The 19,735-nt window shown below is 43.1% G+C and carries 29 protein-coding genes; 11 read left to right on the forward strand and 18 right to left on the reverse strand.

Going from position 1 to position 19,735, the window contains the following annotated elements; genetic code table 11:
* Positions 1 to 40 precede the first annotated feature (40 nt).
* The 12 genes from DWY57_RS09370 to DWY57_RS09430 all read right to left on the reverse strand — a co-directional run bounded on the left by DWY57_RS09370 (position 41) and on the right by DWY57_RS09430 (position 7,750).
* Complete coding sequence (locus tag DWY57_RS09370; RefSeq protein WP_005837049.1) at positions 41 to 454, reverse strand: DUF2442 domain-containing protein; 414 nt, start codon at positions 452 to 454, stop codon at positions 41 to 43.
* A 6-nt stretch (positions 455 to 460) separates the two neighbouring features.
* Positions 461 to 700, reverse strand: a complete 240-nt coding sequence (locus DWY57_RS09375) for a DUF4160 domain-containing protein (RefSeq protein WP_005824559.1) — start codon at positions 698 to 700, stop codon at positions 461 to 463.
* A gap of 149 nt (positions 701 to 849) precedes the next feature.
* On the reverse strand, positions 850 to 2,343 hold the full coding sequence (locus DWY57_RS09380) for a phage portal protein (protein WP_119961658.1): 1,494 nt from the start codon (positions 2,341 to 2,343) through the stop codon (positions 850 to 852).
* An 11-nt stretch (positions 2,344 to 2,354) separates the two neighbouring features.
* The gene (locus DWY57_RS09385; protein WP_119961659.1) at positions 2,355 to 3,623 is read right to left on the reverse strand and encodes a PBSX family phage terminase large subunit; all 1,269 of its coding nucleotides are present in this window, start codon (positions 3,621 to 3,623) and stop codon (positions 2,355 to 2,357) included.
* Entirely contained in the window at positions 3,620 to 4,135 is a 516-nt protein-coding gene (locus DWY57_RS09390; protein ID WP_119961660.1) for a hypothetical protein, read from the reverse strand. Before DWY57_RS09390 ends, DWY57_RS09385 begins: the two co-directional genes overlap by 4 nt.
* 257 nt (positions 4,136 to 4,392) lie before the next feature.
* A complete protein-coding gene (locus DWY57_RS09400) occupies positions 4,393 to 5,133 on the reverse strand; it encodes a ParB/RepB/Spo0J family partition protein (protein WP_119961695.1) in 741 nt (246 codons plus the stop codon).
* Positions 5,134 to 5,353: 220 nt separating this feature from the next.
* Positions 5,354 to 6,031: a phosphoadenosine phosphosulfate reductase family protein gene (locus DWY57_RS09405; RefSeq protein ID WP_119961661.1), complete on the reverse strand. Its 678-nt coding sequence runs from the start codon at positions 6,029 to 6,031 to the stop codon at positions 5,354 to 5,356.
* Between the two features lie 2 nt (positions 6,032 to 6,033).
* Positions 6,034 to 6,162, reverse strand: a complete 129-nt coding sequence (locus DWY57_RS21535) for a hypothetical protein (protein WP_255420102.1) — start codon at positions 6,160 to 6,162, stop codon at positions 6,034 to 6,036.
* Positions 6,163 to 6,234: 72 nt separating this feature from the next.
* Positions 6,235 to 6,624, reverse strand: a complete 390-nt coding sequence (locus DWY57_RS09410) for an ASCH domain-containing protein (RefSeq protein ID WP_119961662.1) — start codon at positions 6,622 to 6,624, stop codon at positions 6,235 to 6,237.
* A 175-nt stretch (positions 6,625 to 6,799) separates the two neighbouring features.
* Positions 6,800 to 7,006 carry a DUF3873 family protein gene (locus DWY57_RS09415; protein ID WP_118358028.1) on the reverse strand — a complete coding sequence of 69 codons (207 nt, stop codon included), beginning with the start codon at positions 7,004 to 7,006 and terminating at the stop codon, positions 6,800 to 6,802.
* Positions 7,007 to 7,018: 12 nt separating this feature from the next.
* Positions 7,019 to 7,216 carry a hypothetical protein gene (locus DWY57_RS09420; protein ID WP_061412741.1) on the reverse strand — a complete coding sequence of 66 codons (198 nt, stop codon included), beginning with the start codon at positions 7,214 to 7,216 and terminating at the stop codon, positions 7,019 to 7,021.
* Between the two features lie 279 nt (positions 7,217 to 7,495).
* Positions 7,496 to 7,750: a hypothetical protein gene (locus DWY57_RS09430; protein WP_119961696.1), complete on the reverse strand. Its 255-nt coding sequence runs from the start codon at positions 7,748 to 7,750 to the stop codon at positions 7,496 to 7,498.
* Positions 7,751 to 7,998: 248 nt separating this feature from the next.
* Here DWY57_RS09430 and DWY57_RS09435 point away from each other — a divergent pair, with 248 nt between their 5' ends.
* Together DWY57_RS09435 and DWY57_RS09440 are read left to right on the forward strand one after the other, a co-directional pair.
* Positions 7,999 to 8,298, forward strand: coding sequence for a helix-turn-helix transcriptional regulator (locus tag DWY57_RS09435; protein WP_119961664.1), 300 nt, complete (start codon positions 7,999 to 8,001; stop codon positions 8,296 to 8,298).
* A gap of 12 nt (positions 8,299 to 8,310) precedes the next feature.
* A complete protein-coding gene (locus DWY57_RS09440; RefSeq protein ID WP_119961665.1) occupies positions 8,311 to 8,781 on the forward strand; it encodes a hypothetical protein in 471 nt (156 codons plus the stop codon).
* A gap of 30 nt (positions 8,782 to 8,811) precedes the next feature.
* On the opposite strand, the gene DWY57_RS09445 is transcribed toward DWY57_RS09440, so the two are convergent.
* From DWY57_RS09445 to DWY57_RS09470, 6 genes are all read right to left on the reverse strand, one after another.
* Positions 8,812 to 9,249, reverse strand: coding sequence for a hypothetical protein (locus DWY57_RS09445; protein WP_119961666.1), 438 nt, complete (start codon positions 9,247 to 9,249; stop codon positions 8,812 to 8,814).
* An 89-nt stretch (positions 9,250 to 9,338) separates the two neighbouring features.
* A complete protein-coding gene (locus tag DWY57_RS21080; protein ID WP_119961667.1) occupies positions 9,339 to 9,518 on the reverse strand; it encodes a hypothetical protein in 180 nt (59 codons plus the stop codon).
* Between the two features lie 228 nt (positions 9,519 to 9,746).
* On the reverse strand, positions 9,747 to 10,004 hold the full coding sequence (locus DWY57_RS09455) for a hypothetical protein (RefSeq protein WP_119961668.1): 258 nt from the start codon (positions 10,002 to 10,004) through the stop codon (positions 9,747 to 9,749).
* A gap of 178 nt (positions 10,005 to 10,182) precedes the next feature.
* Positions 10,183 to 10,443, reverse strand: coding sequence for a YopX family protein (locus DWY57_RS21280; protein WP_243634667.1), 261 nt, complete (start codon positions 10,441 to 10,443; stop codon positions 10,183 to 10,185).
* 2 nt (positions 10,444 to 10,445) lie between these two features.
* On the reverse strand, positions 10,446 to 11,027 hold the full coding sequence (locus DWY57_RS09465) for a hypothetical protein (protein WP_119961669.1): 582 nt from the start codon (positions 11,025 to 11,027) through the stop codon (positions 10,446 to 10,448).
* A gap of 133 nt (positions 11,028 to 11,160) precedes the next feature.
* Complete coding sequence (locus DWY57_RS09470; RefSeq protein WP_119961670.1) at positions 11,161 to 11,499, reverse strand: hypothetical protein; 339 nt, start codon at positions 11,497 to 11,499, stop codon at positions 11,161 to 11,163.
* A 561-nt stretch (positions 11,500 to 12,060) separates the two neighbouring features.
* Between DWY57_RS09470 and DWY57_RS09485 the strand changes: the two genes are divergently transcribed.
* From DWY57_RS09485 to DWY57_RS09525, 9 genes are all read left to right on the forward strand, one after another.
* Complete coding sequence (locus DWY57_RS09485) at positions 12,061 to 12,888, forward strand: DUF4121 family protein (RefSeq protein ID WP_005647149.1); 828 nt, start codon at positions 12,061 to 12,063, stop codon at positions 12,886 to 12,888.
* Between the two features lie 18 nt (positions 12,889 to 12,906).
* The gene (locus DWY57_RS09490) at positions 12,907 to 13,848 is read left to right on the forward strand and encodes a hypothetical protein (protein ID WP_008777842.1); all 942 of its coding nucleotides are present in this window, start codon (positions 12,907 to 12,909) and stop codon (positions 13,846 to 13,848) included.
* Positions 13,849 to 13,927: 79 nt separating this feature from the next.
* Positions 13,928 to 16,930, forward strand: coding sequence for an N-6 DNA methylase (locus DWY57_RS09495; protein ID WP_117616066.1), 3,003 nt, complete (start codon positions 13,928 to 13,930; stop codon positions 16,928 to 16,930).
* A gap of 15 nt (positions 16,931 to 16,945) precedes the next feature.
* Positions 16,946 to 17,146 carry a hypothetical protein gene (locus DWY57_RS09500; RefSeq protein WP_034530148.1) on the forward strand — a complete coding sequence of 67 codons (201 nt, stop codon included), beginning with the start codon at positions 16,946 to 16,948 and terminating at the stop codon, positions 17,144 to 17,146.
* 11 nt (positions 17,147 to 17,157) lie between these two features.
* Positions 17,158 to 17,655: a hypothetical protein gene (locus DWY57_RS09505; protein ID WP_005647144.1), complete on the forward strand. Its 498-nt coding sequence runs from the start codon at positions 17,158 to 17,160 to the stop codon at positions 17,653 to 17,655.
* Positions 17,656 to 17,675: 20 nt separating this feature from the next.
* Positions 17,676 to 17,990, forward strand: coding sequence for a hypothetical protein (locus DWY57_RS09510; RefSeq protein ID WP_005647143.1), 315 nt, complete (start codon positions 17,676 to 17,678; stop codon positions 17,988 to 17,990).
* A 12-nt stretch (positions 17,991 to 18,002) separates the two neighbouring features.
* A complete protein-coding gene (locus DWY57_RS09515) occupies positions 18,003 to 18,371 on the forward strand; it encodes a hypothetical protein (RefSeq protein WP_005647142.1) in 369 nt (122 codons plus the stop codon).
* Between the two features lie 20 nt (positions 18,372 to 18,391).
* Positions 18,392 to 18,679: a hypothetical protein gene (locus tag DWY57_RS09520; RefSeq protein WP_005647140.1), complete on the forward strand. Its 288-nt coding sequence runs from the start codon at positions 18,392 to 18,394 to the stop codon at positions 18,677 to 18,679.
* Between the two features lie 90 nt (positions 18,680 to 18,769).
* The gene (locus DWY57_RS09525; RefSeq protein ID WP_005647139.1) at positions 18,770 to 19,699 is read left to right on the forward strand and encodes a hypothetical protein; all 930 of its coding nucleotides are present in this window, start codon (positions 18,770 to 18,772) and stop codon (positions 19,697 to 19,699) included.
* The last annotated feature ends 36 nt before the right edge of the window (positions 19,700 to 19,735 follow it).

The following is a 19,735-nucleotide window of genomic DNA, read 5'->3' on the forward strand; positions in this document are numbered from 1 at the left end:
TGAAACCGAATGGAATCACGCCTAAATAAAGTATTGTAACTTATGCCGGTACAGCCATTAATTCACGCCCTACTGAACGTATTGTTTCTATAATATCTTCAAAACGTTTCTTAGACGGCTTCTTTGTTCCACTTACATATTGAGCAAACAAACTCTGAGAAATACCTAAACGTCGTGCTATGGCAGCAGCATTCAATTCAGGATGAGCTATAAATAAATCATAAAGAGGATTGGATTTCCTTTCCCGAAAGAATCCCTCAAAACTCAAATCTTCATCAAGCTCTCTCCAATGTATTCCGTCATGGCTCGTTGTGAAATTTGCGCGCTGCGCAGGAGTAGCCCATTTCAGCCTTTGGAAATCTGAAAACTTCTCACATGCCTCCTTCCCGTCAGTGGTACGTATCCATACCTCCGTATCAGTTAACCATACCTTTTCAACTATGATATTTTCCATAACCACTTATTTTGATTTATTAAAAAATTTATTCCAATGCTCTGCTATTACTTCTTGATTTTCTTCTATAACTGATTCTACAAGTTTCAGTTCAGATGACTTCAAGCCATTATTTTTGATTAATGTAACTGGAAATAAAGTGAATTTAGCACTTACATCCCCTTTGATTACATGAACATGTATAGGCTCATGGTCATTAGCGTAAAACATAAAACGAAAACCAAATAAAATAAATATCGTTGGCATACCTTTCTCTATTGATTACCCTACAAATATAGGTAATTATTTAATTACCTACAACTATTCAAGCAAAAAATTAGCGGCAATTCTTTGATGTTGCCGCAAAATATTCTATTTTTCTTGTACTAAAATTATAATCCCCATAATTTTTCTGACTAAGAGGCATTTTTCTGTCCCTTATTTCCGATTTGCTCATTCTTTGCCGCTTGCTCCTCCTTGATTTCTGCAAGCTCCTCTTCTACCCTATCAGCATTCCCGGCAAACATGATTCCCTCACGCGTTGACCAGATGCCACCACTGACAGCGGAAACGGCAGTAGTCACCTTATCATTCAAATCATCAATCATATATGGAACCAGTTCTGTTTCTATGTCAATGGTCTGCGATGCCTTGCTAAACTCGGTTGGATTGATAGAGCCTAAAGCGGAAACAATGAAATTTACTCTCCGCTGTAAAAACTCGCCGATAACCTCACCGTGATTTTCTACCGCCATGTGTGCACCCATGAACATAAAGCGGAAAGCGGTTCCTGATGCTTTGCCTACCCCCTTCAACGTCTCAAAGGATATTCTTGGAGTGTTTGACATATCATAAGCCATATTGGTGAGTGTTTCTGCTTCAAAACGTACCGTATCCGGAACTTGGTTCCACGTCAGATACTGGGCATCCGCACCTTCACCTGTAAGTTTGACCATTCTATCCTTAACCTTACCCATGAAACCCTCCACGTCACCGATAAGTTTCAATAAAGGGAAGAAATGATAATCGATGCAATCTGCATAATTGGATAATAATTTCTCCAACCGAACCCGAAAAGTCTTTATCTTTTTGCAATAAGGTTCAGGACGGTAGGCATAGAGAACCGGTAATTTGGGGAATCCATGAGTAAAAGGCGTTCTTTCTTCATACCCTTTAGATAAATCCCACTGATAGACCATCTTATCAGTGATAGTCATAAAGCAAGTTATCTCCGAATCATCCATGAGCTTCTTCTTGTACTCACGTGAGAAAGCAATCATCTTACCTTCATCATTGAAGAACGGATAAAGCTTATCCCCACGGAACGGAGACCATAATACGCTTTTCAGCTTCTTGGTAGGTTTTACCTTGCCTCCGAATGTAGTCTTTACTTTTTTCCAGAACTTCGCCCAAAACGAATCATCATCGGTAACATACCAATATTCTGCCGCTTCCTGTTCGGAGAGCCAGGCACGGACAATCTTCTTGTTTTGATATTTGATTTTATTAGACTTGAATACAGCCTTTACCGCATCCAGCAGCTTCTTTTCATCATCATCAGTTGGAGTGCAATCCATAGACGGTTCTGTGCCGACTGTGAAAGCAGTTTGAATGTTCACTATATCCTGTTCCAATGGAATGGAGATACGGTTCACTGGTTCAGTCTTATACTTTGCTTCGATTTCATAGGTCTTACCAGTCTTTTCATCAAAAACTTTTTCCGCTTCCTTTTCAAGAACCTTTCTATCCGGGTACTTCTCTTTGTCAACCATGATTTCATGGCGTTCGGGATTCCAGTCGTCCCAAAGTTTACAACAGTCGGGAAGTTCAGTTTTTCTACCTTTCTTCAGGTAGTTTATCTTCTGCCCGATGTCAGGGAGTGCTAATATTTCTTCTAAATTCAATGGCATAGTTTATATTTTTAATGCGTGAATATTCCTGTTAAATCTTTCGGCTTCTGAATCTTACCAAGAAGCTCACCCAATACATAGTAACGTACAGCATCTATTCCGTGATTATCATGGTCTTCCGGTTCGTTGATATAGTTCCCGTCCTTATCCTTTGCCCAAACATACTTTCTGAACTCGCTTTGCAAGTTGTACGAGCGTTTGGTTATATAAATCTCCATATCTTTCATTTTGTCAATTCCGGCATTGATAGAGCCTGCACCTTTCTCTACGGCATATATCTTGATTCCTCTGTTGTGTATCTCTTGAATCAAACGTGGGTCTGCGCTGTCGGCAATGACTTTCAATCCCCACGGGCGAAGAGTCTTGATGATGTCAGAAGAAAGCAATCCAGTACGGTAATCCACTTCATCCAAGTAAAGGGCGTTATCAACGATACCACAACGAATGGAAGCAGACGGGTCATGCGTATAACCGAAGTCTTGCCCGAAAGCAATTTTCTTTGCCCAAGCCGGGAACTCGTCAACAATTCCCCACTTCTTGAACACAGCACCTTCTGCAACGTCAGCCCAGCGACCGATAACCACATGAGCATACTTTTCAGGATTACTCACCTTCATATCTTCCACCTCTTTCAGGAACTCAGGAGAAAGGTTATCCAAGTTATCAAAATACGTAGTATGGATATGGAGCACATTCGGATGAGTGGAAATCTGAACCTGCACACCGTCAATCTCTACCAGCTTGTGAGTTTTCTCAATGTATTTCTTGTAGATGAAGTGATTGGAATCGCATGGGTTCATTATAATGATAATCCGGTTCTGAATACCCTTCTTGCGAATGGAGAGCATTATCTTGTCGAACTCATCTTCGCTTGTCCACTCTTCCGCTTCATCACAGACGAAAGTCGTAATGCCCTGAATGGATTTTAATTTGGCTGTCTGATTCCCGGAAGAAGTCTTGATACCCCGGAACATGATACGGCTCTTAGTCATCTTATTGACTATGTCCGTCTTTGTGGTCTTGAAATATTTCGTGGTACCGTCCAAATCTATCTTCTCCATCATTTCGGGAATGATAGACATACCGGCAGAAACCATAGTGTAACGGGTATAGAGAATCTGATGAACTATCTTCTCTACGGGAGTCATTTCAAAAGTCAACCGTTCAATAAAGGTAGAAGCATTGAAAGACTTTCCGCTACCACGCCCACCGGTGATAAGAATTATAAATTTTTCATTATCCTCATATAATGGATGGTAAATTTCTTGAGGTACTATCATTTCAGCTTGTCTTTAATCCAGGAATCAATGTTGATGCCGTGCTCTATGTCTGTTGGAATATCAGCATCTTCATCTTGTTTGCGTTCAATCTTTCTCCAATCCTCATCGTGGTGATACAGCCAAACTGACATTGCTTGCAAATTTGGAGCTAACTCGCTTTCGCTAACTTGTAATTCGTCCTCACCTGTCAAATTTCCCTCTGAATCACGGAGCTTTCTTACCACGGTGCTTTTGGTTTTTATGCCACCGAGAGCCATTGCAAGGAATTTAGCCCTTACAGTGGCATTGATTGTCGCGCGCCCACGCGCTAAGACTTCGGATATTTCGGTGTACTCACTTTTCTTTTCGCAGAATGTTTGAGGCAAAATCCCTATGGCATAAGCAATTTCCTTGTCAGTGAATCCCTTTTTGGCATACGATTCCACGAGAGAAAGAAAGTCCTCGCTTGTATAGTCAAACTTTGGCTTTCTTCCTCCTTTACCTTTTCTATTTTGAGATTCACTATTGCTCATAATTTTAACCGTTATTGTTACCCATATAGACACGGCGAGAAATTGGCTTGTTTCCATAGACATCAACTCCTCTTTTTGAGAAATAGCTATCTATTTTCTCAGCATATCTTCCCATTATGGATTTCGTTCTATCCCTTATGTTTCTTTGTCTTGCAGAACCTAACCCGTATTGTCTTCCAGCGTTGTACATTATTCGTCTGGACTGCTGATATAACTGGCTATATGTTTTCTTTCTAACTCAGCTTTCCTCCCAATAATTAATCTATTCTTTCTACTTGTTCATCAAAAACTTCTCCCTTTATAAACTTCATATCTGGCTCATACCCGAACCTTTCGCAGAAAGCGGCTTTAGCTTCATAGGTATCGAAGGACAACATCACATAGGCATCCATGTTCTCAGCTTGCTTCTGTGCGTTTTCTTTCACCTGATGCTTGACCTCTTTCATGTGGGCAACCTTTTCGGCACGTTCCAACTGCTTGGCGGCTTTATCGGCTTCTTTCTGTTCGGAAACTGGGACCATCATATCAGACAAAGCATCCGCAATAGAGTTTTCCTCTTCGGTCTGCAAAAGATAGTCGACACCAATCATATTCAAGTCTGCATCGGTCAGACCTGCATCTTTCCAGTCAATATCAGGAACAATACGGGCAAGAGCGTCAAAATCCCATGCCCCTTGTGCATTAGGGTTGTTCATTAGAATGTTTAACTCCTTTTCCTGCTGCTCGTCCACGTCTATGACATCAACACGAATGCGGTAGTCGTTATCGGGAAACTTTTGCAATTCGTCCATGACAGACAAACGCTGGTGCCCGCTGACTACGGTAAAACCTGTACGCTTGTTCACGACAATTCCACCGACTAAACCAAACTTCTTGATGCCACGTTTCAGTGTCTTACGTGATTCATCGGAAAGTTTCCGGGGGTTATAATCTGCAAAGTGAATGGCAGAACGATTAAGTTCCATCGATTCACTCTTTATGTATTTTGACAATTCCATATCATCCATTAGTTAAACCCATATAAATTCTTCGAGATACTTTTCTTGCGCCATCTTGTTGTTTCCCCTCATTATACCCAAAGGTTCGTTCAATGTATCGAATATACTTTCTTGCGATAGAGTTTACTCTGTTCAGCCTATTACCCGTTAAAGTACGAGATAGTCTGTATCTTTGCTCTGCAATATCATCAATTGATTTTCTTCTGACTCGGCTTTCCTTCTATTGCTTTTGTTGATTATTATACTCCCAAAGCACCCTTTCAGCCATTGGGAAAACTTTGTAAATTCTCTGTAAATCTTGCGGGTAATTATTCTCCATCCAAAGCATACAATCAAGATTGAAACCTACTCCCGAACTGGCTTTCAATGAATATCGAACTGGTTCGGGTAAATTGTGCTGCCTCATATAAGCAAGAATATCCTTTTGTGTCCAATCAGCCAAAGGATAAACCATACCGTTATTCTCGTAACCGTTTACCTCATACCCTTTCAGCATAAGCCTGCGGTTCATACCATCGGCTTTTTTCATGCCTAAAAATGTGTAATAAAGCCCATAAGTAAGCTGCATAGCCTTTACCACATCTGCCAACTTCAATAGTTTCACTTTCGGATTAGGCACGCAATACATACCTCCACGAAGAATATAAGTGAGATTCCAATGTGGTACTTGAACAAACTCTATTTTCGGATATTTGGCTTTAGTCCAGTTTATCCAACGGTTAATATGTTCCAAATTCTTGACGAAATACATGAACACGCAAACAATCCGGTCAAACTTCGGATAGATTAAATCAAGCAGAACAAGCGAATCTTTACCAAGTGATAAAAACAGTAAAGCCTCATTCGATTTTACCCGAATGAGGTCTATATATTGACTCGCTTGTTCTACTTTGTTCATAGCTAGCCACCACTTAAACCAAATGAAGTACGAAGGTCACTATAACGCTGTCTGCGTGACCCCAACTGTGATGTACCAGCTTCACCGCCACGTCTGGCAACCAATCTACCACCAGCCCCTGCACCGTTCATATTTCTGCGAGGCCCGGCTACTCTGTTAATTCTTCTTGCGACTCTGCTTTCTAATTTTAAAAGTTAAACAAATCAATCTATATGTTTCTCTAATATCTTACCCAAAGTATAATCCATTTGTGCGGCAAGATATTCTTCGCCTTGATATTCGTAAACAATATCATTACCGTTTTCATCTGTGAGAATTACTGCTTCTGCATTCTTTACCTCTATAATGATGTAAGGACGTTTACCCGTATATGCACCTGTCAGAAGCTTGATTGCATCGTACTTGATAGGCTTCAATTCTACCTCACCTTCTTCAGGCAGTTCTGCATCAGCCGGATATTCTTTACCGCCACATAGGTAAGTGATATATTTCTTAGCGTTTGTTGGTCTGATTTCACGGTATTCGTGGGTTTTCTTGCCTGCCAAGATTTCATCGAAATACTTCTGTTTGATGCTTAATGTAAGAATGTTCATAATCGTGTCAAATTTAAATTAATACTCAATAGTTGCGGGGGGCTGAATCGAACAACCGACCTTCACCAAGTCAAAGTGAAAAGCTACCACTGCTACACCCCGCGATAGTACCCCAAAGGTACTACCACAACCAAAGATAACGAAATATCTTCAATCGTTATACACAACAATCAGGTTATTGTTGTGAACTAAGCCATTTGTCCCGTCTTTCTCTGCACTGCTCTAAGGTAGGTGCACAACAAGAAAACAACTCACCGCTTTCAGTACGGTAGTCGTACTGGTACATTCTCACTCTCTTTCTGCCTAACTTCGTTGTGTAGGTAGTGTAATTCTCTTTACCGGGCTGGCATACGCTGCAACCGTTTTCGTTTATTGAGTTCATAATCATTTATATTTAAAGTTTCGCTTTCAATCTTTCTTCACTCGTGTAAGCCACTACAAGCCCTGTTTCATCATGCTGTATGGTGATGTACTTTTCACCCCTCTCTATAGTAGAGAAGTCGTACGGCGTACATAGCTTACCCAACACTTTGCCCAGTTGTTTCATCAGTGGGGCTTCAGGGCTGATAACTAAAACTAAATCTGCTTTCATAATCGTGTGTATTATGGTAGCCCGAAGGCTACCGGATTAAACTTAGAACTTCTCTATTTTGAGATTGTCGTTAATGATAAACATACGTCCACATTCCAAAATCACGTATGTATCTGTAATTCGCTTTATTACTCTTACTACATCATCGTGCGATATGCGTGGACTACCGTCTGCATTACGACCATTAGACAAATCACCTGATACTCTATATCTCAAACCTACTGTAACTTCATTTACGTTCATAATCTTCTATATTGCGCAGGGATTTCACCCTGCTGGTTAAACATTTAATATTGTAATCTCTTTATTGCCTATCTCTGTATCTACATTCAGAACCTCATATTTTTGAGCCTTGTAGTTATAAACAACCTCACATGTATTAAAACCTCTGCCATCTTCTCTTTGGTCATAAACAGTGTTTATATGCTGATACATCTTATTACCTAACATGAAGTTTACCTTACCTGTTGTACAGAAGTAGAATGCTACCGCATACTTCAATGTTTTCTTTTCATCAACCTTCTTTGTTGCCATAATCGTATATCTTTTAATTGTTATTACTTCGTTTCTGATGATGCAAATGTAATGATTAAAATCATACACACAATAAATAAATATATTATTTGTATGATTATTATCATATATTAACAAAAACAGCATAAGTATGATTATAATCTAAATACATTTTAATACAAATGACTATATTCAATCAAAACAAGCTGATTTAATTTGTTTATTCGATTTTTACCCCTATATTTGCATCTGATTAAAATCATACACACATGGAAGTAAAGACAATAATCAAGCAGAAAGGCTTCACAATGGAAGCCGTTGCAAAAAAAATGGGTATAACAAGGGTTACACTTGCCCAAAACCTTAGTAGAAATCCAACAGTAGGAACATTACAGAAGATAGCAGATGTTATTGGATGCAAGGTTGGTGACTTCTTTGTTAATGATATGGATATAAAAGATGACGCCAACACTATCACCTGCCCTCATTGTGGAGGTAAAATTCATTTTGATGGAGAACCATGTATGCCAAAGCATGAAAACATACGAGGGAAGGAATACTATAAATAAAGAGAGAACAATATGGAAACATTAGAAATAATATATATAATAATTAGCTTTGTTTTCGGGTTTTTTGTTTCCCCATATTTAAAAAGGACTATAGAAAATATTGCAGATACTCATTGGAGTTATAGAAAAGAAAAATCTAAAATGAAGTCTGATATTGCAAACAATATAGACAAGCAGTTATTTAGACTTCTAATAAAAGCACAATATGCTATAAAAAAAGAATACATAGACTATTCGTTATATGGTTGTGGCTCTGCCTTTAATGACATTTCTAATCTTATCGAATATCTTGTACAGTTTGAAGCAAGATACCAAACAGACAAAAACGCTAAAAAAATCATAGGATTACATAAAGATTTTGACAATCTTAATAAAGACAGCGAATTCAACCAAAGGATTGAAGAACCTGAATATTATAGAATTGCGGATGAAGTGTATAAATATTCTAATAAAATTTTATCCAAAAAATTTCCGAAATGGTAAAATAAAGCCGGAGCACTAAACTCCGGCTCTCTAATTGATTAGCCCTTTGAATTTTAACCGATTTAAAATCTCGGTGTAAAGATACTCTATATCTCCACTAAAGTCCCCATAATTCTGATACAGAAACACAACATCATCACAGTTGTTTGAAATGGTACATTCTGATTGAACACCAAGAACCTTTGCTATTTCCGGACGTAACCCTGATGTCATTTTCCCACCGGCGAGCGAACTTGGAGAAAACAGATACAGGATAATGAAAATGAACTTCTTCCGCTGGGTAACACTGTCAATATTCGGCGGACATCCCCTCTTATTCAACAACTCAACAAATATTTTATAGATTTCATGGATAAGGCTCTTATCTTTCAGAACCGGGGAAGTTAAGATATTTTCTTCCTCTGAAAGTTCTGATTTTTCGATACGAATCTTTTTAAGACGAATTATTTTGTTAAAATCCAACTCCATAACACGATTATTTTAAAAGTAAATAGTATATTTGCATCATAATCGTGTGAGGAGCTGATTCATGGTCGTGCGTGGGTTGGCTCTTTCTTTTATTTAACAGACTTATCCTTTTCCTGAAGAACCCGATTTTTCTCGTTCACCTCCCTACCCCACATCATAGCGAAATAAATGGCTTTTGCATACAAAAAGAGTTCCTCACGACTGGTAAGGAACTCAACTCGAAGGGCTGCACATTTCGCATCAGTCCAGACATTTTCATTTCTACTCATTGACTATTTGTTAATTTTATAAATCTATTACGTTAATGGTTAACATACATATCCGCTTGCTAAACCATGTTATAAGATGGCTGAACAAAGGCTCATAATTTGCATAACTCCCACAAATCCGTACCTTTGCAATGTGTTTTTCATAGTATTAGATTAAGGTTAATAAAAAAGATTGGCTGTCTGGGAAGATAGCCTTTTTTTGTAACCATTGGCAATATCTTTTCTTTATTAATCACCTGGTCGTTCATACCGTTTCTTCAATTGTTTCAAGACTATTTCCATGCCGTTATCAAGCCCTTTCTTATACCCGGCTACATTCTCCCCTATATTGTAAACCAAACAGCCTGCAACAATAAGAACTACTCCTAAAGCTCTATGCCAATAAGGAAGTGATATGCTGAACGGCGAAAATGTCAACCGGAAATGCCCGATAAACAATACTGCGATGATGAATATCGCAATAAAGAAAATGAGGTCTGTTTTCATATCTATTCCTTATATTTAATTGGGGTTATCGTAAATATTTCCATTGACTTCAAGGTGATTGCCTCTGCACAATAAAAAGCAACGGTGATTATTTGATAGACAAAATCCACCATCAATATAATTGATAATAAAATTGTCATAACCGACGGAGTTAAAACTTACTTTTCCATTGGGAATTTCAATACCATATTCTTTGGTTTTTTACAATATCCCCCTCGTAAATCTCTTTCCCGTTTTTATCACGCAGTCCGGTGAACTGCCCGACGGTTTCAGCCCATACGTCATCGCACCGGCAGTCTTCCGGGGAATATATCCTCGCCTTGTCCGTGAGGATAAGTCCGTTTTCGTCCCTTCCGGCAGTATAGAAAAAAGAGAGAAATCCATATACCCATTTCCCCGTATCAGTACTTTTACCTCTGAATTTTATTTCACGCTTCATAATCAATATCTTTTTCCATGTTTATTTTCTCTCAATTCATTGTACCGCATCTTCTGCTCCACATGCCATATAAGGTCTATGTTCATATGCTTGGCAAGCCCGAAGATTGATAATAACATATGACCTATCTGACTTTCAAAAGAATAATCATATTCATAAAAATAACGAATTGGCAATGTGGATATGGCGTATATGCTTTCAGTAAATGTTTCACCTACGCAACTTTCGGATGCACCATATATCGCTTCTTCAGGAAAATCATCAATGGATATATTTCTTAATCCAGCCAAATCAAGCAGGCGTATGCAGGCGTCGGCAAACTCGTCTTCCACACAGTCTTTGATATATTTTTCAAAACTATACTTAAAATCGGCATTGTAATGCGGCTCTTCATCCTCATAATAATCTTTGAAAGATTTCCTATCAGCATATTTATTGTTTCTATCCGCTTCCACAGCTTCCATAAGTTCGGATATGACAAGGCAAAGGCAGTGTTCATTACTCAGCTCTTCATCGTGAAAACCGTGGTTGCAAGCGGTTTTATAGGCGCGGTCGCGCAATTCATTTAGATTCATGTTTACTATTCTTTAATTTGTTATACTCATCCTCAATACATTTATTGATTTTAGCGGCTTCCTCGTACCGTTCCTCATTAATCATTGCGCTTTTCAGCCATCTTTCTAAGTCTATAAGCATCATTTACGATAGGAGTCATTTTCATATAAGTTTTAACGCTTCCCTAATTCCGGCCTCCAATGCTTCTTCGTAGGTATCCCACAGACCGCCATCATTAGGACCCCTGGAATCATCATCTTCCTGCCACGTTCCGTTATCGGCTTTCACTATAGCATAGCCATACCCTACGGCACTTCGGTATATTTCAATATGCAGGTTCTTGGTTTCACGAAGCCACTTTTGAACTACCGACTGAGGTGGAACAGATAAATATTTATAACAATTATGCAAAGTAGAAACATTTGTAAGATATTTCCTTTGTAGAAACCCTTTCTCTTTCAGCAGCTTCGCTATTTCTAATGTTACAAGTTCTTCCGTCATATAATCATTTTTTCCTTTATAAAGGGCACACCCAAATGAAAAAGAGTAAAGTGTCAAATTCTAAACTTATCATTATGGATGTCGGGTGTGCCCGTTTTTATATGTATATTTGTTGTAATCTGAAGTATCTTATTTGATTATCAACGCTTTGTAGAAAACTCGCATGAGAACGGGCAACGGATAAGAAAATTCCAAGCTGTTTAGAATCACTATATTCCTCATGCTTTCAAATAACTCTTTTTTCTTGATGCAAAGGTAGCATTTTTTCGTGATTGCCGGTAATTTTCGGGCATAAAATATCACGGTCATTTCAAGAAACATATACAGCGGACATGACAGCCATACCGTAGCCGAATCCCCGTAACTCACAGGCAAAGGTAACCCGTGTCCTGCTCGTACAAGCAAGGTCAAGCCCTCCGGGTGTCGTGGAAAAATCATCCTCGCCCGGAGGGCTTGCGGTATTTTTCCCGCCAACCTTGCATGTACGGGACACGACCTTTTATGGCCTGTAGTTACGGGAACTCCGGCCCCGAAAAGCCGGATCACTAAAAATAAATTGTTATGTCACAGCAGGTAACAAAAGAAAAGTACAGTATCGAAACACTCAGAGAGCGGAATGTTTCATACGACCACCAGCATTGGCTGACACAGAAAGATGTGGATATGGCCAACAATTATGTTGAACTCATTGAGCGGACACGCTCCGAAATTACACCTCAAATCGGCGACAGGCTGGTATATGTAACCGAACACGGGGATTATTACGGAAACGCCCTTATTGACAGCAGGAGTGCAAAAGAAGGATATCTTTCCGTATGCGAACAGCCGTATGTGCCTTTCGTGTGGGAAGAGGACGGCAATATCCGTCTGAGTGTCAGCGGAGGCGCATTCCATTCCGTGAATCCGGAGGAACTGAAATTCCTGAAATGGACGGAAGGGGTGTTCAAGGACTGGGGGCATTGCGGTGCTTGCGCCAACGGTTCGGTGTCATTTCTGGCTAAGGTACCGTTATGGTTTTATGCCGAACCCAATCCCAGGTATGGAGATTTCACGACCGAGACCTACCGGAAGTTCTACCTACACAAAAGGGAGGAATCGGAAAACGGCAATCTCTATCAAGGCTTTGACATCGCTTTTCGGGACGAAGCCGAGTTCCGGCAGTTCCTGAAGGACTACGAAGGAACGGTGTTCAAGGGAAATTGGGATAATCAAATCGTGTTATGGTGTTTCCGTCGGGAATATGTGTTCTTACCTTCCGCCGAATGGGAAACGTTTAATGCCCCGATCGAAACGAGGAGGCTCAACTTCCATCCCGAGCAGGTCAAGATAGTCAAGGACATGGAAAAGCACATCACTTATTTCTACCGGATTAAACCGGATAATTTTTAACATTTAACCCTAACAGATATGCAAACGACAACAGCACCCAAGGCCGGCAACGCTCCCGACCTGCTTCAAGGCATTCTGAGCGTACAAGTGAGAAACGAGGACAAGATTACGGAACAGGACCGTGTCTATTGCCAGACGCAGCAAAACCTGCTTTACAAGACACTCGACCAGATTGACCGCTGGTACGCCGTCTTCAAGGAAGAAGCCGAACAATACCAAGCCGAACGTAAGTTCCATTACGAAGAAAACGGCAAGGTTTCCATGCGTGATTTCTACACTTACCATAACGACAGGGAAGACTATTCACACAACGAGTTCAAACCGTTTGATCTGATTAACGATCTGGTGGATAAGAACCGAAACGCCAACGCGAATTTTGCGAACCGCATCATTTCTTATTTCAACAGGACTTACAAAGTGTCGGTTCCTGAGTATAAAATAGACGAAAAAAAACTTCCGATGGGCTTCCGTCCTGTTTATGACACATATGTAGATGTAGTCATCGAACACTTGGGCGGCAAGAGTTTCCGGGAAACGGCCGTGGAAGAACTGCTCGCACGCCTGAGCAAAGTTGTCAGACCGGCATACTGGAGCAAAGTCAAGACGGAGTTGAAGAAGGACAAGATAATCTTTCCCGAAATCATCCGTTTCGACGATTTTTCCATGCAATACAACCAAAGGAACAGAATCTCCTACAACTACGGCGGAGAACTGGAAACCCTGTGTGCCGGCATTGCCTACGGTGCGGATGACATACTGAATGGAAATTCAAAGATGATTATCCGTTTTGATGACAACGACATTTCTGTCACAGACTGGTACGACCTTACGACCACCAATGCCGAGCAAATCCGATTCTACAAGAACGGACGTATCGATGTCCGGTTCAAGGACAGTGCGGCAGCCGAAAGTTGTTTCAAGCGTCTGCATCTGGATGAAATCACCCTAAGAGAAAACTGACCATGATAAGATTTACACAGCACCCCGTAAGGCAATCCTTGCGGGGTGTTTTCATTTTTAACGATAAACAGATAAAGTCATGTATGCCATCATCCCCCAACAGATACCGCAAGGTATGCGTGCCGAAGTCAACGAGAAGATACTTTTCGCCATAGACTCCGGCAAGGACCTCATTCCGGCGGAGAGCATCTACAACTGCTATACCGGTATCGGAGGGCTGCACAACCTCAAACAGTCCGACTTTGCCAGCTACCACGAGTATGCCGAAGCGAAGAAGGAGTTCGAGATGGGACAGTTCTTCACCCCGCATGAAATATGCCGGGACATGGTGGATATGCTGTGTCCTGTCTCATCCGAAATGGTTCTTGACATGTGTTGCGGTATGGGCAATTTCTTCAACCATCTGCCCAACCCGCATAATGCCTACGGCTTCGACATAGACGGCAAGGCCGTGTCTGTCGCACGATACCTCTACCCGGAAGCCCATATCGAGAAATGCGACATCCGGCAATACTATCCGGAACAACGTTTCGATGTTATCATCGGCAATCCTCCTTTTAACTTGAAGTTCGACTACAAACTGTCGCAGGAATACTATATGGACAAGGCTTACGATGTGCTCAATCCGGCAGGAATCCTGATGGTCATCGTGCCCTGTTCCTTCATGCAGAGCGGGTTCTGGGAGAAGACACGGATAGCCGGTATAAACGGCAGATTCTCATTTGTCGGTCAGACGAAGTTGGGCCCGTCAGCCTTTGCCGCAGTCGGAGTCCATGACTTCAATACGAAAATCATGGTATTTCTCCGTAAATCGGGCCACATCAAGATGCAGGCTTACAACGCGGAAGAATTCATAACGGCGGACGAGCTGAAAAAGCGCATCGGCGAGGCCAGGGCGATGAAACACCGGTTGCGTTTCGACCTGATGCGCGAAACCAACCGGATCGACAAGGAAGAACTTGAGCTGTTCGAGTACAAACTTGCCAAGTACATGTACGAGCTGAAGGCGCACGCCAAGTTGAACAAACATATAGACAAGGCGGAAGCGTTGGTCACGAAGTTCCGTAACCAGAAACCGCCTGAGAACGCCACGCGGGAGCAGGTGGAGCAATGGGAGAAGAACAAACTGACCCCGAAGAAAGTGCTTGCCGTCATCCGCAGGTACATCACCTCGCAAAATACCGTACCTCGCAAGGAAGTGGCATTGGTGAAGACCTCATACGGCTTCAAACTGAAACAATATGCTCCGCGACTCCTTGACAAAGTTCCGCACAAGGCGGCAAGTATCAACGACCTCGTGCTGGAACGTACTGAACTGCCCATACCGGAAGTGCCGACAGAAAAGAACATGCGTCAAATCCGTGCGGCGGAGAAACTGATCCGACGCAAGCGGAGAGAGTACGAAATGCAGAACCGGCTGTTCCCGGAAATGGAAGAAGATGACAGGCTGAAAGAATACCTGGACCGGTGTGCATTCATCAACAAGGACGGCGAGACCTGCGAGTTTACCACGCTCCAGAAACACGACCTGAACCTTGTCTTGCAGAAACGCCACGCGCTGCTGAACTGGCAGCAAGGCTCTGGCAAGACTGCCGCCGTGTACCATCGTGCCAAATACCTGCTCAAATTCCGCAAAGTACGGAATGTCATCATACTGGCTCCTGCCATCGCCACCAATATGACATGGATACCCTTCCTCTCGATAAACAGGGAACAGTTCCGGGTGGCAAGGAACAATGCCGACCTGGAAACTGTGCCGGAAGACGTGTTCATCGTCCTATCCACCTCCATGCTCGGCAAGCTGAAACGGGGCATGGCAAGGTTCGTCAAACGCAGTTCAAGAAAACTGTGCCTTGTTTTCGACGAGTCGGACGAGATAACCAACCCGTCGTCACAACGTACAAGGCATATCCTCGGTCTCTTCCGCCGCCTCAAATACAAGATACTCGACACCGGTACGACCACACGCAACAACATCGCCGAACTGTACAGCCAGTTTGAGCTGTTGTATAACAATTCCATAAACATGGTCTGTTGGAGCAGTCGGGTGTACCACGAGAACAGGGACAAGGAGATAGAGGAAGATAACAATCCGCACTATGGTGAGCCGTTCCCCGCTTTCAGGGGGCATGTGCTTTTCCGTGCCTGCCACTGTCCGGGGAAATCCACCGTGTTCGGCATTGAGAAGCAGAACCAGGATGTCTATAACAAGGAGGAGCTGGCCGGCCTTATCGGGAAGACCGTCATTACACGCAAGTTCAGGGACTTTGCAGGAGAAAAATACAAGATACGGACACATACCGTCAGCCCGTCCGACAGCGAGCGTGAGGTTTACCGTGTCATCATCGAGGAGTTCTGCCGCATCTGCGAACTGTATTACAACAGCACGGGGGATGCAAAGAAGGATGCCGGACTCCGGCTTATGCGCCAGATCAAGCTGCTCATCAAGGCCTGCTCCGTCCCACACCTGATAGAGGGCTATTCCGGAGACGGGATTCCGAACAAGACAAGGTACATCGAAAGGCTGGTACGGAAGATACCCGGCAAAGTGGCTGTCGGCTGCACGTCCATAGCCGCATTCGACCTTTACGAGAGCCGTCTCCGCGAATGTTTTCCTGACCGTCCCGTATTTGTGGTCAAGGGCGACGTGGCGTTCAAGAAACGGCAAAGCATCGTGACGGAGTTCGATTCCACCATCAACGGCATACTGGTATGCACGCAGCAGAGCCTGAGCAGTTCGGTGAACATACCCACCTGCAACGACGTGATACTTGAATCCCTGCAATGGAACATCCCGAAGATGGAGCAGTTCTACTTCCGTTTCATCCGTCTCGACTCCAAAGAGCTGAAGGACGTGCATTATGTCACCTACAAGGACTCCGTGGAGCAGAACCTGATGGCGCTGGTGCTTACCAAAGAGCGGCTGAACGAGTTCATCAAGACGGGCGAAGTAAAGGAACAGTCGGAAATCTTCGAGGAGTTCGACGTCACCATGTCCGTCATCGAGAGCCTGCTGGTCAGGGAGCGTGACAGCGAAGGGAAAATACATATCAGCTGGGGAAGCCAGCGCATCATGAACTGAAAAATGGAAAAACAAATGAGAAACCGCAGATTCCATTCCACAGGCAAAGGTAGCCCGCCCCCTTACCGGCAGGGCAAGGTCATGCCGCAAGCGGTTTTCGGGAAAATCATCCTCGCCGGAGGCTCCGGTATTTTCCCGAAAAACCCTGCACTGCCGGGGTGCGGACCTTTTGGAGCCTGTGGAATGAAATCCCCGGTTCCGAATCATAAACTATAATGAAGAATATCATGGACTTGAATCAGGCAGAAGTGGCAGTGACCACGCAGCATCTCATAGACATGGGGCAGGAAAAAGACAACCTGCTGCAAATGTCCGACTTCGGCGACATGGGGGAATTCCTGTGCACCTGCTCCGAACTGTTCCCCGAAGAGGAAACTCCGGAATACAGGTACACGAAATGGGAGGAAATCCCGGACCTGCTCATCAACCGGGAATGGCTGTGTCCCAACTTCTTCGAGATAAGGGAGGCGATGGAACAGCTGGAGGAACCCGACAAGGATTGCTTCTTCGACTGGTGTGACCGTTACGGGCATGACATCAGTACGGAAGACCCGCACCTGCTGGTGGCGCACTATATCGAACTTTATGGAAATGCGGCCTATATCGACGATGAGCCTTGCCCGGACAGCGGGGATGACAGCCTGCTGTACTGTCCGGGCATATCAAGCAACTATTTCGACACGGGTATTCCCCGTTTCGAGGTATTCGATGACAATTACGATTAAAGCATATAAACATATACAAGATGGAAATCAACTTCAAAGGACCGGTAATGCCGGTTGACCCCTATTCGCAAATGGCGTTTGTGGAGATACTGAACATTCTCCTGACGGCAGGGCACATCGTGGATGTGAACAGGTTCCTGATAAACAGGAATGCCAATCCGCTATTCGGCTCGTTGTCAGGATATTTCAGATGGTCATTCTCCGACAACCACTTTACCCTGTGGCAACGGGTGGAATACAACTCGCCGCTCTGCTTCAGCCGGCGCATATTCAGCATCCATTTCGGGATGCTGGCAAGCCGTGACAGGAAAAGAGACAATACGGTAATGAACTAAAAACATATCAATATGAGTCACCAGGTAATTACAAGAATGGCATACAATGCCAAAACCAAGCAGATAGAAACTTGGCAGCATTCCAACAACGTGTGGCCGACAACAGACCATTTTTATGCATTGGATGTGAAAACAGACGAACAGATGTTTGAATTCATAACATTGATAGCAAACGGATTGTGGCAAGGGCGCAAATGGCGTAAAGCATTCAAGACACTTTTTGAAGAATATCCGGAATTGGTCAGGTCCTCATACGAGCACGAGCTTAGAGGCCAACCTTGGAAGGCATACTGTGCCATTTGCAAAAAATATGAGGAACTTGCCCAAAGCAAATGCAATGAAATAGTTGCGCGATTCAGGCAACTTACCGGGATTGTCTGACCCAAACAGATGCAAAATATATGGAAGAGATAAAGATTTCAAACAGACAAATCGCGCTGATGGCTTTCGACCGGTTGCGCAAGGAAGACAAGACAGATTCCGCATTGAAACTCGCACGGTGTATGCTGCATGGCACAAGCATATCTCTTGGCATAGGTGATATCGACTGGGAGATAGACAGGGCAATACAGCAGTGCGGAGGAGTGCCAAGAACAGGATACAGATACACGGCTTATTTCCACTTCAACCGGAATACGGAAATGGCAAAGGAAATATATGACAAGATCGTGAAGGAACTGTATGGTTAGGAAACAACACGGAGGCGGCTTGAAGGCCGCTTCCGTCATTTATAACGGTATGTACGGGAAAAGGAATCCTGCCGTACACAGGTAACAGAAATGGATGAACAGAAAACATTGACATTGGATTTCATCAAATCCCTGATGGAACCGGCCTATACACTAATATGGACGGACTACAATGACAACCTTGACAATCATTGCGGACTGATTCAAAAATGCCTTGACAGCAAGAGCCGCGAACATTTGTGGGAAAAGGCAGACGAGTGGTACAGCGATGCCGAATGGGAAGCTGTCCGTGAGATTATTGCGAAACTGAAAGAGGAATGTGCCGTATTCCATGACTTTGACGGGGAAGCGGTCGATGACTTCTTCGATGAATACGAAGATGAAATCCGTGACGAGATTTACAGCCGCAACGATTCGGACGTGGTGAAGGAATTGGTAAGGCATACGGATGACATCCCCATCCGTGTGGAAATGCTTTCCAACTATGACTGCATCAATTCCAACCGGTTTGAATCGCAAGGCGGTTACAGGTACGAGGAATCCTACTTCGGGGACATGGTGGACAGCCTTAACCTCAATCCGGCGAGGGTAAAGAAAATTCTGACAGAACACGGCTACAGGGCTTACGGGCGTTTCCCGAACCGTAAGAACCGGAACGGCAAGGAGCAGGTTTCCTACGAACAATTCTACGAGGAACTTATCAATTCCTGCTGCGGGGCGAACCTGCTGACTTACATCGGCAGGGTAAGCCTGAAAGAGCTGTATGAAGCCGACTTTTCATTGAAAGAGGTCATTATCCCCAAAGGCAACTGTTGCGGACTTTTCAGTTCGACGTATGGTGGTGGAAGCCTGCTTGAAATGGAACTGAAACGGGACGTAAAGCTGAAATTGGAAGTCAAGGACTATCATGGTTTCCGCTTCCGGCTGGATGACGAACGTTCCAAATATGACTGTTCGGTCCGGCATGTATATGGGGTGGACGACTCCTTTTTCGGGGATGCGGTTCGCATTGTATCCTGATAAAATCAACTGATCAACAATCAAATCATAGAAGAT

The organism is Bacteroides sp. AF25-5LB (genome assembly GCF_003602965.1).
GTDB lineage: Bacteria > Bacteroidota > Bacteroidia > Bacteroidales > Bacteroidaceae > Bacteroides > Bacteroides uniformis.